Origin of the sequence: Photobacterium sp. SP02 (genome assembly GCF_038519165.1) — a bacterium.
Classification (GTDB): domain Bacteria; phylum Pseudomonadota; class Gammaproteobacteria; order Enterobacterales; family Vibrionaceae; genus Photobacterium; species Photobacterium halotolerans.
Genome location: NZ_JASJOJ010000004.1, coordinates 27419 through 41697 on the forward strand (window position 1 = coordinate 27419; position 14279 = coordinate 41697).

General features: G+C 55.7%; 12 protein-coding genes. 6 read left to right on the forward strand and 6 right to left on the reverse strand.

The features are described 5' to 3' along the window. Window positions 1-272: 272 nt before the first annotated feature. From P0Y67_RS02820 to gntR, 6 genes are all read left to right on the forward strand, one after another. A complete protein-coding gene (locus P0Y67_RS02820; RefSeq protein ID WP_342390662.1) occupies window positions 273-1289 on the forward strand; it encodes a TRAP transporter substrate-binding protein in 1017 nt (338 codons plus the stop codon). Window positions 1290-1386: 97 nt separating this feature from the next. Continuing rightward, window positions 1387-1938, forward strand: coding sequence for a TRAP transporter small permease subunit (locus P0Y67_RS02825; RefSeq protein WP_027253167.1), 552 nt, complete (start codon window positions 1387-1389; stop codon window positions 1936-1938). Then, window positions 1931-3253: a TRAP transporter large permease gene (locus P0Y67_RS02830; protein WP_342390663.1), complete on the forward strand. Its 1323-nt coding sequence runs from the start codon at window positions 1931-1933 to the stop codon at window positions 3251-3253. Before P0Y67_RS02825 ends, P0Y67_RS02830 begins: the two co-directional genes overlap by 8 nt. Window positions 3254-3313: 60 nt before the next feature. Next, a complete protein-coding gene (locus tag P0Y67_RS02835; RefSeq protein ID WP_342390664.1) occupies window positions 3314-3808 on the forward strand; it encodes a gluconokinase in 495 nt (164 codons plus the stop codon). Window positions 3809-3855: 47 nt separating this feature from the next. Continuing rightward, window positions 3856-5343, forward strand: a complete 1488-nt coding sequence (gene gndA / locus P0Y67_RS02840; protein WP_342390665.1) for an NADP-dependent phosphogluconate dehydrogenase — start codon at window positions 3856-3858, stop codon at window positions 5341-5343. Window positions 5344-5452: 109 nt separating this feature from the next. Next, complete coding sequence (gntR, locus tag P0Y67_RS02845; protein WP_342390666.1) at window positions 5453-6454, forward strand: gluconate operon transcriptional repressor GntR; 1002 nt, start codon at window positions 5453-5455, stop codon at window positions 6452-6454. Window positions 6455-6642: 188 nt separating this feature from the next. Here gntR and P0Y67_RS02850 read toward each other — a convergent pair whose 3' ends face one another. The 6 genes from P0Y67_RS02850 to P0Y67_RS02875 all read right to left on the reverse strand — a co-directional run bounded on the left by P0Y67_RS02850 (window position 6643) and on the right by P0Y67_RS02875 (window position 14278). Beyond that, window positions 6643-8562 (reverse strand): beta-N-acetylhexosaminidase, encoded by a 1920-nt coding sequence (locus tag P0Y67_RS02850; RefSeq protein WP_342390667.1) that lies wholly within the window; start codon window positions 8560-8562, stop codon window positions 6643-6645. A gap of 9 nt (window positions 8563-8571) precedes the next feature. Further along, window positions 8572-9459: a BadF/BadG/BcrA/BcrD ATPase family protein gene (locus tag P0Y67_RS02855; protein WP_342390668.1), complete on the reverse strand. Its 888-nt coding sequence runs from the start codon at window positions 9457-9459 to the stop codon at window positions 8572-8574. Then, window positions 9452-11191 carry a glycoside hydrolase family 9 protein gene (locus P0Y67_RS02860; protein ID WP_342390669.1) on the reverse strand — a complete coding sequence of 580 codons (1740 nt, stop codon included), beginning with the start codon at window positions 11189-11191 and terminating at the stop codon, window positions 9452-9454. Before P0Y67_RS02860 ends, P0Y67_RS02855 begins: the two co-directional genes overlap by 8 nt. A 74-nt stretch (window positions 11192-11265) precedes the next feature. Further along, a complete protein-coding gene (locus tag P0Y67_RS02865) occupies window positions 11266-12261 on the reverse strand; it encodes an ABC transporter ATP-binding protein (RefSeq protein ID WP_161443386.1) in 996 nt (331 codons plus the stop codon). A gap of 20 nt (window positions 12262-12281) precedes the next feature. After that, window positions 12282-13250: an ABC transporter ATP-binding protein gene (locus tag P0Y67_RS02870; RefSeq protein WP_342390670.1), complete on the reverse strand. Its 969-nt coding sequence runs from the start codon at window positions 13248-13250 to the stop codon at window positions 12282-12284. Beyond that, on the reverse strand, window positions 13250-14278 hold the full coding sequence (locus P0Y67_RS02875) for an ABC transporter permease (RefSeq protein ID WP_342390671.1): 1029 nt from the start codon (window positions 14276-14278) through the stop codon (window positions 13250-13252). Before P0Y67_RS02875 ends, P0Y67_RS02870 begins: the two co-directional genes overlap by 1 nt. Between the last annotated feature and the right edge of the window lies 1 nt (window position 14279).

Genomic DNA, 14279 nt, shown 5'->3' on the forward strand with positions numbered 1-14279 from the left:
TGTGATACAAAACTATTGATTTACAAAACAATAATGAAACATGACCTTGGTTCGGTAATTTACAGTTCAATCATTTACTTACCTTAAGACAAAAAATGGTGTCAGCGGATAAACGAAATCAGATCGCATCAGGTGACATTGTTGTGATGATCTTCAAAGACAGCCGTTCTTTTTCTCTGTTAGCATTTGTTATCAAAGTTACCGGTAACATAACAACTAACAGCCGGTCATTAACGACAACGACGTGACTAATAACAATAGGACTGTACCTGATGAAAAAGCTCACCTGCACTCTGCTCGCTGCCTCACTGGCCGGCACCTTTACTGCTTCCGCGCTGGCGGCTGACTACACCTTTAAATTCCAGTCGTCTGACCCGGCTGGAGATAAGAACTTTCAGGTTCAGCAAGCCTGGGCGGAGCGCGTTGAAACCATGTCTGCCGGCCGTATTGACATTGACTTACTGCCAGTGGGCAGTGTGGTTAAACACACTGAAACCCTGAACGCGATTAAGCTGGGGATCCTGGACGGCCACATTACAGCGACCAGTTATTTTTCCGGCAAAGATCCTGCGTTCGGTCTGATCGGTAACACGGTCGGCGCCTGGTCCGATACCACTCAGCTGTTGCAGTACGTGAATTATGGCGGCGGTTATCAGCTGATGACTGAGCTGTATGCCCCTTACGGGGTGAAATTTATCGGCGGCTCGACCACAGGGGTGGAGTCTTTTGTGTCTAAAGTACCGGTCAATGGGGTCGACGATCTGAAAGGCCTGAAACTGCGTGCCCCGGAAGGTCTGGTGCAGCAGGTGTTTGCGGCCGCAGGCGCCTCGCCGGTGAACCTGCCGGGTTCTGAAGTGTTCACCGGCCTGAGCAAAGGCGTGATTGACGCTGCGGATTACACTGTCTTTTCCACCAACCAGAAAGCCGGTATGAACGATGTGGCCACACACCCGGTTCAGCCAGGTTTCCACTCGCTGCCGCTGATCGATATTTCGATGAGCCAGAAAAAGTGGGACAAACTGCCAGCGGATCTGCAGGAGATCCTGACCACCTCTGTGCGTGACTTTGCCTATGACATGACCACGCAGCTTAAGATCGCCGATCAGCAGGCGGTGAAAGAAGCCCAGGCGAACCCGAACATCACCATTCACAACTGGTCGGACGAAGAGCGTAAGAAATTCCGCGAAATCGCCCGTGAGCAATGGAAAGTGTTCGCCCAAAAGTCGCCAAATGCAGAAAAAGTTTACCAATCTGTGACTAAGTTCCTGGAAGACAACGCACTGTTGTAATCCTCAGAACAGCTTGTCTGACACGCACCACTAATCCCCCTGTGAGAGGGCTGCCATCAGCCCTCTGTATCTGATGTAGCAAGAGTTGTGAACTGTCATGAATACCAATCCAACCCCCGCAGAACATGATGAGGACAAGCCGAAAAATGGCTTGGATGCGGCCATTGTCAAAATAGGCAATGCGCTGAGTCTGCTGTTCATTTTTACGGTGATCATTTCATTTTATGAAGTGCTGATGCGCTATGTGTTTGATTCGCCGACTATCTGGGTGCATGAAACCGCGTCGTTTCTTGGCGGTTCTCTCTTTATTGTCGGTGGCCTGTATGCCATGGCGACCAACAAGCACGTGCGTGTGGTCCTGCTGTACGACATGGTGTCACCACGCACGCGTCAGTACCTCAATGTGTTCCATCATGTGATGGGACTGCTGTTTTCTGTGCTGATGTCATGGGCCTCGTACACCATGGCCCGTGAAGCCTGGATCACCCCGTGGGGCGAAATGCGTCTGGAAACCTCAGGCTCTGCCTGGAACCCTCCTTTTCCCGCTTTGCTCAAAGGGATCATTTTTATCTGCCTGTGTGTATTGTCTGTGCAGTTTCTGTTGCACCTGATCGCTGAAATCCGTGGACTGAGGAAGAAAGATGTTTGAGTTATCGTCAATGGGGATCGGCTACGGCAGCCTGCTGATGCTGGGGCTGATGATTGCCTTGTTGCTGACCGGGATGCAGCTGGCGTTTGTCACCGGCCTGGTAGCACTGATCTTTACCCTGGGCTGGTTTGGCCCGGATGCCTTGCCGCTGGTCACCAGCCGGATGTATTCGTTTGTTGACGGCTATATTTTCCTCGCCGTGCCTATGTTCGTGCTGATGGCGGCGCTGCTTGACCGCTCCGGCATCGCCCGCGATCTTTTTGATGCCATGAAATCTGTCGGCCGTCGTGTCCGTGGTGGTGTCGCGGTGCAGACCTTGCTGGTGGCCGTGGTGCTGGCATCCATGTCGGGCGTGATCGGTGGCGAAACCGTGCTGCTGGGCATTCTGGCGTTGCCGCAAATGCTGCGTCTGGGCTATGACCGCAAGCTGGCGATCGGTACCACCTGCGCCGGCGGCGCGCTGGGCACTATGCTGCCGCCGAGCATTGTGCTGATCATCTATGGTCTGACGGCCAGTGTGTCGATTGGTGATCTGTTCAAAGCGGCTTTCCTGCCCGCCCTGCTGTTGGCACTGATGTACATCGGCTATGTTCTGATCCGCTGCAAGCTCAATCCTGCGCTGGCCCCTTTGCCAACCGAGGCAGAGCTGGCGGAAGATGCCGCCAGGGATATCAGTTATTTCAAAGCCTTATTTTTTCCGCTGCTGTCGGTCGGTGTTGTGCTCGGCAGTATTTACACCGGTGTGGCGTCAGTTACGGAAGCCTCTGCGCTGGGTGTGGTCGGCATTATGATCAGCGCTGTGATCCGGCGCGAAATGAGCTGGAACATGCTCAAAGACAGTGCCATTGCGACCATGCGTACCTGCGGCATGATCATGTGGATCGGCATCGGCGCCAGTGCGCTGGTCGGTGTGTACAACCTGATGGGCGGCATTGATTTCGTTGAAGAAACCATTCTGGCCTTCAGTGGCGGCAGTGCCACCATGACCCTGCTGATCATGATGGTGATCCTGCTGGTACTGGGTATGTTCCTGGACTGGGTCGGGGTTGCGCTGCTGACCATGCCTATCTTTGTGCCCATTATTACCGGGCTGGGCATGGACCCGATCTGGTTCGGCGTAGTGTTCTGCCTCAACATGCAGGTCTCTTTCCTGTCTCCGCCCTTTGGCCCGGCAGCTTTCTATCTCAAATCGGTGGCGCCAAAAGATATCAGTTTAGGCGAAATCTTCAGCTCTCTGCTGCCTTTTATCGGCCTTCAGCTGATTGCACTGACGCTGGTGATTGTTTTCCCGCAGCTTGCGCTGTGGTGGCGTTAAGAAAAGAACAATAACAATAAGGAACTGCCCTGCACTGTGAGCAGGGCTGGGATAATGGCGATGAAACCAAAAAAGATAATTGTAATGGGCGTATCAGGGTGCGGTAAAAGCCTGATAGGCAGCACGCTGGCGACGGCACTGGGGCTGCGCTTTTTTGATGGCGATGATTTTCACTCGCCGGACAATGTCCGAAAAATGAGTGAAGGCGTGCCGCTCAATGATGAAGACAGGGCTGAGTGGCTGGCACGGCTCAACCAGTTGTTGCGGGATGCCCCCAATGCGGTGCTGGCTTGCTCTGCGCTGAAACCTGAATACCGCCGTCAGTTGCGCGCCGGGATAGACGGGCTGGAAATTGTCTACCTCCAGGGGGATTTTGACACTATCTGGAACCGCCACCAGCAGCGTGCGGATCATTATTTTAATGGCCGCACTATGCTGGAAAGCCAGTTTGCGACTCTGGTTGAGCCAGAGCAGGATGAAGCACTGTTTATCGATATCCGTCAGTCGCAGCACGAGGTGCTGCAGGATATTCTCACCCGACTGTCGCCGGCCTGACAAGGCAGAGCTATTTTGAGTCACTCATTGCAGTAAAAGGAAAAAGAATGACATCAACCCAGTGCAATATTGCCATGATTGGTTTAGGCGTGATGGGGCGAAACCTGACGCTGAACCTGCTGGAACACGGCTTTGCGGTGGCCGGCTTTGATCTGCAGACCTCCCTGGTGCAGCAAGCCTGGCAGCAGGCTGAAAAGCTGGCGAAAGCGCCATTTACTGCCTGTGATTCTCTGCATCAGGTATTGGCGGCGTTGCAGACGCCGCGGGTGATTGCCTTGTCTGTCCCGGCAGGAAAACCGGTCGATGCCGTGATATCGGATTTGCTGGAGGCCGGACTGGAACCACAAGATACAGTGATTGATACCGGCAACAGCCTGTGGACGGATACCCTGGCCCGCGATAAGCGGTTTAAGGGCCAGTTCCAGTTTTTCAGCACAGCCGTGTCGGGCGGTGAAGAAGGTGCCCGCCATGGCCCGGCTTTGATGGCCAGCGGCAGTGCCGAAGCCTGGCGTCAGGTCGGCCCGATGTGGACAGCCATCGCCGCGCAGGTCGACAGCGCGGGTCAGCCGCTGCCGCCATTGAGTCAGGGCGAAGCCTGCGCGGCTTACCTGGGACCGGACGGTGCCGGCCATTACGTGAAAATGGTGCATAACGGTATTGAATATGCCGACATGCAGTTGATCTGCGAGGTCTATCAGTTCCTCAGCCAGCAGCTCAGGATGCCTGCCGCCGAGATAGGCGAGATCTTTGCCAGCTGGAACCAGGGCGTACTGAACAGCTATCTGATGGAAATCAGTGCCGATATTTTGCAGCAGCAGGATCCGGACTCTGACCGGCCGCTGGTGGAAATGATCCTGGATAAAGCCGGGCAGAAAGGCACAGGTTTGTGGACGGCCGTCAACAGCCTGGAAGTCGCCAGCCCGGCGCCGACGATTGCCCAGGCGGTGTTTGCCCGCGCGATGAGCGGGATGAAATCTCTGCGTGTGCAGGCGGCCAAATCACTGCCACTGGTCGCGGATGACGCTCAGACCCTGGATAAAACCGAGCTGATCGCCCAGCTGCATGATGCACTCTACTGCGCCAAGCTGTGTACCTACGCACAGGGGTTTGCGCTGATGAAAACCACAGCTGCCGGGCAGGGATGGCCGCTTGATTACGCCGTTATCGCCAGGATCTGGCGCGCCGGCTGTATTATTCGCGCTATTTTCCTGCAGGATATCAGCCGTGCCTTCGAGCAGCAGCCGGCGCTGGACAACCTGCTGTTAGCCGGTCATTTCCGCACTCAGCTCACTGAGCGTCAGTTAAACTGGCGTAAAGCCGTTGCGGCTGCCAGCCTGGCCGGTGTTGCCATGCCGGGGATCAGCTCAGCGCTGCAATACTTTGACACCCTGCGCAGCGATGTGCTGCCGGCCAATCTGTTACAGGCCCAGCGCGATTACTTTGGCGCCCATAGCTATTCCCGCATTGATCAGCCAGAGACTGACGCCTTCCATCTGAGCTGGAGTCAGTCCCCGCGCGTGCAACGCAAAGTGTAATGCAAACAGGCCTCAGGGCCTGTTTCTTTTTGCGCCAGGTTACAAATCACAACAGGCGCTTGTGGTAATCTTGGGCTTGTTTAGCCCAATCCGACACATGAAAAATACCATGACAACCAAAAATAAACGCCCGACTTTGCAGGATGTTGCGAACCTGGTCGGAGTGACTAAGATGACGGTCAGTCGTTACCTGCGCGATCCCAGTCAGGTTTCAGCGGCCTTGCAGAGCAAAATTGCCGCCGCTGTCGAGGAGCTGGGATACATTCCCAATCGCGCCCCCGATATTTTGTCCAATGCCAAAAGTTATGCCATTGGCGTGCTGGTACCCTCACTCACCAATCAGGTCTTTGCGGAAGTGATCCGGGGCATTGAAAAGGTCACCGGTCCTGCCGGTTATCAGACCATGCTGGCACACTATGGTTATAGCGCTGAAATAGAAGAGAAAAACATCGCCTCCCTGCTGTCCTACAATGTGGATGCCATTATTCTGTCGGAAAGCGTGCATACCGAGCGGGCGCGAAAAATGCTCGATACCGCCGGGGTGCCTGTGGTGGAAATCATGGATTCGGTTTCCCCGGCCATCGCTCAGGCGGTGGGGTTTGATAATCAGGCCGCCGCTGAGGCGATGACAGAGCAGATGATCGCCCGCGGTCGCCGCCATATCGTGTATTTTGCTGCCCGGATGGATGCCCGGACCCACTTGCGCTTTACCGGTTATCAGCAGGTGATGCAAAAACACGGGCTGGTGCCACGCAGCATTCAGACCGAGGAAGCCTCCTCGTTCAGCTTAGGCGCCGGTTTACTGCGGCAGTCACTGGCAAAATATCCGGATGCCGACGGTATTTTCTGTACCAATGATGACCTGGCCATCGGGGCGATTTATGAATGCCAGCGGTTAGGTATTCAGGTGCCGGCGCAAATGGCGGTGGCCGGTTTTCACGGCCATGACATCAGTCAGGTGATGGTGCCGCGTCTGGCCACAGTGATCACACCGCGTGAGCGGATTGGCTATGTCGCCGCCGAGCAGATCCTACAGCGGCTGCGCGGTGAGCCGGCGACAGAGAAGGTGATTACCCTGGATGTGAAAATTGAGTTGGGCGAGAGTATTTAACGGCCCTGAGTGCGGGTGATTCACGCAACACTGAGCCAGTCATCCGGCAGGTGGCAGAGGAAAAAAAGGGGACCAGAGGTCCCCGAACTTATTGCCAACACAACCATATAGGATGTAAAAGACACTTCACGACACACGACAGAACCCACCCGCAGCTCACCACTGTGACGGGCTCTGGACATGTTCTGTTAACCCTGGCGGTAGTTCACTCCCACCCGGTCTAAATAGTTCAGCTGGCCATGCAGGCGGGCTTTGAAATCATCCCAGTCACGCTGATCCGGCGGGCACCAGCACACTTCACTGACCGCCAGCAGGCGGGGATAGAGCAGGTATTCAAACCTTGCCTGGCTGTAGACATGCTCACACCATAACGCGCACTGAATACCCATGATTTGATTCAGTCTGGGATCGCTTGGCTCCAGCTCGGCCAGCGGGCGATAGCTGTACACGGTTTCCAGCGGTAAGATCCCGGCCCAGTTGGCCCCGGCTTCCTCGGCGGCATGTCCCTGCGCCAGATCCAGATAGGTGTACTGCGCGGGCTGCATGATGACCTGGTAGCCTTTGCCTGCACAGTCCAGTCCGGCCTGCTCATTCATCCACGGCATCACTATGGTGTTTTGACTGACTTTGTCGCCTTTGACCACTTCCTGCCAGCCGAGCATGCGCTTGCCTTTCTGAGCCAGGTAGTTTTCAACAAAGCGCAAAATATGGCCTTGCAGCTCAAACGGGTCTTCATAACCCTCTGCGGCCATCAGCTCGCGACACGCCGGGCTGTCGGTCCAGACACCGTTGGGTACTTCGTCTGCCCCCACATGCAGGAAAGGTGCAGGGAACAACTCGCAGACTTCATCCAGCACTGTGGTCAGAAAGGTGTAAGTCCCAGGCAGAGCCGGTGACAGAATATTGTCCGAATAATTCTGGATGCTGCGGTACTGCGAGCGATCCGCTTCATCAACCAGCAGCTCCGGCAGCGATTTAATGGCTGCCCGGCAATGGCCGGGAATATCGATTTCCGGGATCACCTGAATGCCGCGATCAGCCGCATAGGCGACGATATCCCGGATCTGCTGCTTGGTGTAAAAGCCGCCGTAACGGCGATCAACGGTCGAAAACTGCGGAACCAACTGCTCTTGCGGTCCGCGCCATGCCCCGATCTCAGTCAGGGCAGGGTAGGCTTCTATCTCGATGCGCCAGCCTTCATCGTCGGTCAGGTGCCAGTGGAACGTATTGAACTTATAGCGGGCAAGCTGATCAAGCAGTTTTTTGATCCGGGCAACGGAGTGAAAATGGCGCGCACAATCCAGCATCATGCCGCGGTGGCCGTATTGCGGCTGATCGTTAATTTCCACCATTGGCACGCTGAGCGAGTGCTCAATCTGATGCGTCGGCTGAGCAGGCAGTAACTGTAGCAGACTGGCTGTGGCATGGCTGAAACCGGCGGCTGAACTGGCTTCAAGCCAGATGTGATCGGGTTCGACCAGCATATGGTAAGCGCCTTCAGCCAGATCGGCGCGTGCCTGATAGTGGATATTGCCGCCGGAGCTGACCTGCAGTGGTGTGTCGAGCCAGTGGGCCAGTTCCTGTTGCAGCCAGTTCACACTGCCCTGTGCGGCGTCAGGAAATTCCGCCAGCGCGGTATCGCGGGTAAAACGGAATTCGCCCGGCAAGGTTTTCAGACTGGCAGGAGCCGGGATCAGGTTAATCGGCTTGGGCGCAGGCAAGGCGACCGTCTGTCGGTCCTGCACCGGGTGTTTGAGGTTCACCGGGGTCACAGTGACCGGCAGTGCTTCGCCTTGCTGATTGGCATACAGGCAGGCGTCGATCACGCCGTCACCATGCAGGGTGAGTGGCGGGGTCTTGATGGAAAACTCGGTATAGAAATGGCTGTTGGGTGCCAGCGCGGCAGCGTCTGAGGCTGACAGGGTACAGTAGCTGCCAGTCTGCTGCAGTACGCCGCGAGAGACCGAAGCCGGTTCAATCCAGCGACTGAGGATAAATGCCAGGGACCAGGCTTCCAGCGCCTGATCACCCAGATTGTGTAAGGTCAGCGCGAAGCGGGATTCCGTATCGGTTTGATTGATAACAGTTAAATCAAGGCGATAGCTCATGATAGCCCCTTATAATGGATACAGGTTATGATCGCCCTGGGCGATCAGTATTGCGCCAGCCATGGCATCTCCCTGCGGAGCAGCCAGTCGGCGTTGAATTGCGGGTGTCAGCCAGGGGGCGATGCGCTCGCCGATGCCGCCCATCAGACACACTTGGTCTGCACCGCGGGTCAGCAGGGCGTTGAGCCACATCTCGATATCTGTGGCCGTCTGCTGAAGCAATGCTACCGCCAGGCTGTCGTTTTGCTCTGACAGCCGGAAAATCTGCGGGGAAAACTGGCCATAATCGCAAGGACGGGCGGTTTTTGACCATTCGACAATCGCATCGACATCCTGTCCGAAGTGAGCCAGCACATGGCGGACCAGCTCGGTCTGAGGCACGATGCCGTCAACGCTCAGCAACACTTGCTGAATGAGCCGCAGACCCATGACGGCGCCGCTGCCCTGATCGGAAATCGGAAATTCCCGCCCGCCCAGCACAGTGATCTCCTTGCCGCGGCGCAGAATGCCGACTGAGCCGGTACCGGCAATGAATATGGCGCCGTCCTGCCCGTTCCAGGCGCCCAGACAGGCGCCGTAGCCGTCGGTGTTGAGCACCATCCGGCCATAGGGATGCGGCTGGGCCATGAAGTCGTACCAGGCTTTGCGATGTTCGGCGCCAGCCAGTGCCAGACCGACAGCAAGGTGAGAAAAGTCGCCTTCGGTCAGGCCGGCTTGTGCCGCAGCGGTTGCAATCGCATCTTGTATTGATGCCATGGCAACTTCCGCGCCGAGCAGAATATTGGCACTGCCGGTTTTAGCTTCAGCCAGTATCCGGCCGTTTTGATCGCAAAGGCGTGCCCGGCAAGAGGTGCCACCGCCGTCAATACCGACCAGAAAACGCAAATCATCAGCCATGGCGGCGCTCCTTACATTGCATCACGATAGCTAGCAGATACCAGGCGGCATGCGGGATCCATTGCTCCCCCCAGCGCCAGTTCTGCAGCATGTCGTTGGCCTGGGCCGGCGGCGCAAAGGCAATATCCGCTTCATTGTCAAAACCCGAGGTAATGCCATTGCAGATACCGCCTTTGGCATTGAAAAACCCTAGCTCAGGCAGATAGACAGGATTATTGCGGCCGTGTCCGTCCAGCATGCTCATATCAAAGGGGTTGAGGCCCAGCACCCAGTTCAGGAGCTGATGACCATAATCTTTCAGCCGCTGGCTCAGTTCACTGCTGTGCACAACAGGGGCAGCCATGAAGGCCATGGCGGCGAGAGAGCCGAGTCTGGCATTTTCTCCCTGCCACCAGTAGCCGCTTTCGTTATTGTGCGGAATAAAGAAGGCACTGTGCTTGTCGCCATCCACCGCTTTGACATACTGGCGCGGATAGCCAAACGGATTCGCGGCCGACTGGGTGATGTTCAGTTCAAAATACAGTGCATTGTCCAGCACCTCTTCTATGGCGTTCAGGCGGTGCTGATCCGATTCAATCTGTAAATACTGCAGCAAACTGATGACCGGCAGACCCGCTTCCGCGGCATGAAAATACGGCCGGCTGCCATCAGCGTTCGCGCTCCAGTAATGCTGCTGCTGGTTATCAGACTGCTGACGGGCAGCGAGTCGATCGGCCCAGTAACGGGCTTCGCTGAGATAGCGGGTTTGATCGGTCGCTTTGCTCAGCTCGACCGCCGCCAGCAGCGCGCAATATTCGTCAATGATGTTTTCTTCACCATTATCCAGATATTGGCTGTTGTGAGTTTTAAGGTGCCAGTAAGCCGTCTGGGCCGATTCCAGATAGGCGTCGGTATGTTTCACCTCGCCCAGATCCAGTTTGATCACCGCCGCACTGCGTACCAGCCTGGCCGCTGCGGCCAGGGCGGCGATCGCCATGCCGCCGCCCTGACGAAAAGCGGCCTGATAGCTGTCAGCTTTGATGCCCTCCTGAGTTGAATAGCTACAAATCTCCCGTTGCCCGGTGGACTTACTCCACTTATCGAACACTGTCATATAAAAATAACCCTGCGGTGCATGCATCCGCAGTAAAAATTCCGCGCCAAAAAGTGCCTCTTCAATCAGGCGGACGCGGGAAAAATCCGCAAAAGCGGGATCACCCTGCAGCGACTCAAAGGCGGTGAGCATATTCCACACCACCATAGGCGTCTGCTGCGGATTGAGGTAATTGGCATAGGACAGGTGACTCAGGTATTTACTGACATCGCCCGAGGCGTCGTACCAGCCACCATGGGCGTCGACGACTGTGTCCTGATGGCCAAACAGCGGGACGGCATGATCATGCTGATCGAATTTGCCGCCGCAGCGCTGGGATTTGAAATAGTGCAGCACATCACTGAAAGTACGCTGCATCAGCAAGCCGTCTGCGATCTCAAAGTCAGAAGACTCAAGATCACCGAAGCGGATCCGGTAGCGTCCGGCTTCCTGCCAGGCACTGAAATCGATGGGTGTTGCCGTACCTGTGTGCCACTGATCTGTGCGCTGGCTTTGAGAGAGCGGCAGTTGCATCACAGCTTGTCGGTCGTTACTGCGGATCAGGGTCGCCTGCGTCAGGGATAAAGCGGCCTGATGCTGAACTATGGCAACCTTATTACCTGTGCGTTCATAACCGAGATGGTTGATTAACAACTGCATAGCTTTCCTTTGTTGTTGTGAGTTATTGTCGATTTTTCAGCGATGTTCGCTGCAATAAGTTCTCGACGTTGCAATCAGCTATCGAACAAATAGCAGCGGACAAAATGGTTTTCCGCCAACTGCGTGACTTCTGGCAGGCGTTGACGGCACTGCTCGGTCGCGTGGACACAACGTCCTGCAAACGGACAGCCGACACTGTCAGGTGTCCACAGCGGAATATCCCCTTTGTTACCCGCTAGCGGCTCATGGATCGACTTGCTCGGATCCGGCACCGCTGAGACCAGCAACTGGGTATAAGGGTGCTGCGGGTGATGGATGATCTCTTCGGTATCTCCCCATTCCACCATGTGGCCGACGTACATCACGGCCAGATCTTCGGCGATATAACGCGCAGTGGCGATATCGTGAGTGATATAAAGCAGCGCCATCTCGCGCTCAAACTTCATTTCTTCCATCAGGTTAAGGACACCGGCACGAATAGAGACATCCAGCATGGAGGTCGGCTCATCGGCCAGCACCACTTCGGCACCGACCGCGATATTGCGGGCCAGGTTGACGCGCTGACGCTGTCCGCCGGATAACTGATGTGGATACTTTTCGGCTGTGGCTTTGGGCGGGATCAGCCCGACTTGCTCCAGCAGCTCATAGACTCTTTCTTCCAGCTCTTTTTTATTGCCCCGGCTGACCTTGTTGTGGATTAGTAAGGGGCGTGCCAGGTGGTGAAAAATAGTATGGGTCGGGTTGAGCGATCCGAACGGATCCTGCCAGACCATTTGTACCCCCTGACGGTATTGCATCAGCTCGCTTTTTTTTGTGATGTCCTGAATGTCACGACCGAAATATTCGATAGCCCCTGAAGTGGGCTCGTACATTTTGGCGATCATTTTCGCTGTGGTGGATTTACCGGAACCGGATTCTCCCACTACCGCCAGGCCGCGACTTTTGTACATTTTGAACGACACCTGATTCAGTGCCCGCATCTTGGATTTTTTCAGCGAGTTACTGTTGACCGAAAAGTCTTTGACCAGGTTCTTCCCTTCGATAATGGGTGTTCCGACTGGATTGCTCATTTTGCCTCCGATCCTTCTTGTTATAACTTGTTGTACAGGTGGCAGTTGCTAAAACGGCCGGGTTCCAGTTGGCGAAGCTGTGTGCTTTGCGAGAAGCAGGTGTCGTGCGCTTGGCTGCAGCGCGCCTGGAAACGGCAGCCCTGAGGCACTTCCAGCAGGTTGAGCGGATTGCCCGGAATGCCGGTCAGACGGGTTTTTGGCCCGGTCAGTGGCGGAAACGAGCTGCCCAAACCCTGGGTGTAAGGGTGGAACGGGGATTGCAGAATCTGCTTTGACGGCGCGACTTCGACCAGCTCACCGGAATACATGATGCCGATGCGATCGGAGAACTCGACCATCAGAGACAGGTCATGGGTGATGAACAAAATCGCGAAACCGAATTCTTCTTTCAGGGCATAGATCTTTTGCAGGATCTCGCGCTGTACCACCACATCCAAGGCCGTCGTCGGTTCGTCCATGATGATCAGCTTGGGGTTCAGTGCCAGGGCAATGGCGATCACCAGGCGCTGGCGCATACCGCCGGAAAACTGGTGGGGGTAATCACTCAGTCGGTCCGGGTGGATATCAACGATCTCCAGCAATCCCTGAGCGCGGCGCACGGCCTGCTCCCGGGTCATGTTGGTGTGACGCATAATCACATCGCAGAACTGCTCTTCCATGGTCAGTACCGGGTTGAGGGCGTTCATCGCACTCTGGAAGACCATAGAAATCTCACTCCAGCGAAAGCTGTTCAGCTTCTGGTCACTGAAGGTCAGTATGTCGCCGTGACCGTCGAACAGCACTTCACCGGCAGTAATAAACGCAGGCGGCTTGTGCAGGCGCATCAGGGAAAAGGCAACGGTGGATTTACCACAGCCAGACTCACCTGCCAGTCCGAAGACTTCACCTTTACCTATGTCAAAGCTGACATCGTTGACGGCGCGGACATCACCGGCGTCGGTAATATAATCGACGCACAGGTTGCGAATTGAAATTTGTGGAGTCGTCATTACTTCTCTCCTCCTTGCAGTGCAGGCTTAACGGTCGTTGCGGTGGCAGGTTGTGCCTGTTGGTTTTTCTTGGCCATGTTCTGCCAGCGGCGCAAGCCTTTGTGCGAACGCAGCTGCGGGTTGGCAATCTCATCCACGGCGAAGTTCAGCATCGCCAGTCCGATCGCAATCAGCGTCAGGGCCACGCAGGGTGCCAGCAGCTCCCACCAGGCGCCAACCAGCATAGAGGAAGAGGTCTGTACGTTGTACAGCATCACGCCCCAGCTGATAGAGTTCGGATCGCCCAGGCCAAGGAATGACAGGGTGGCTTCTGTCATGATGGCGAGCATTACAGAGCCGATGAAGCTGGCGCCGATAATCGAAATCAGGTTAGGCAGAATTTCGACAAAGATGATGCGCCAGGAGGATTCGCCCAGAACTTCAGCCGCTTTGACGAACTCTTTTTCGCGCAGCGACAGGGTTTGCGCCCGGACCACACGTGCGCCCCATGCCCAGGAGGTCAGGGCGATAACCACGGCAATCGTCAGCGGTCCGGCCTGGCCGATAAAGGCAGCGATGACGAACAAAATGGGGAGCTGAGGCATCACCAGCATGATATTCATCGCCGCGGTCAGGGTGTCGTCGATCCGTCCGCCAAAGTAACCGGCAGACACACCGATCACTGTTGCCAGGAAACAGACCATCAGACCGGCACCGAAACCGACCGCCAGAGACGTACGGGCGCCGTAAACCAGCTGAGACCAGATATCACGGCCCATACGTGAGGTGCCCAGTACATGGTCTGCTTTTTTCGATAACTTCAGGGTCCGGTTGTTATCGGCCAGGTTCTGCGCCACCCAGCTGTCCGGGTTGTTCTGTGCCGCCTTGACGATAAAGGCCGGATACTCGTGCGGATTGCCGGTACGGCGGTCAGGCTCATGCTTAGTGATCAAAGGTGCAAACACAGCGGCCAGGACAAATAAGCTGATAATGATTAAGCCAGCCAGTGCTTTATTGTTGTTGGATAGGAGTTTGATTAAAGCTTTCATG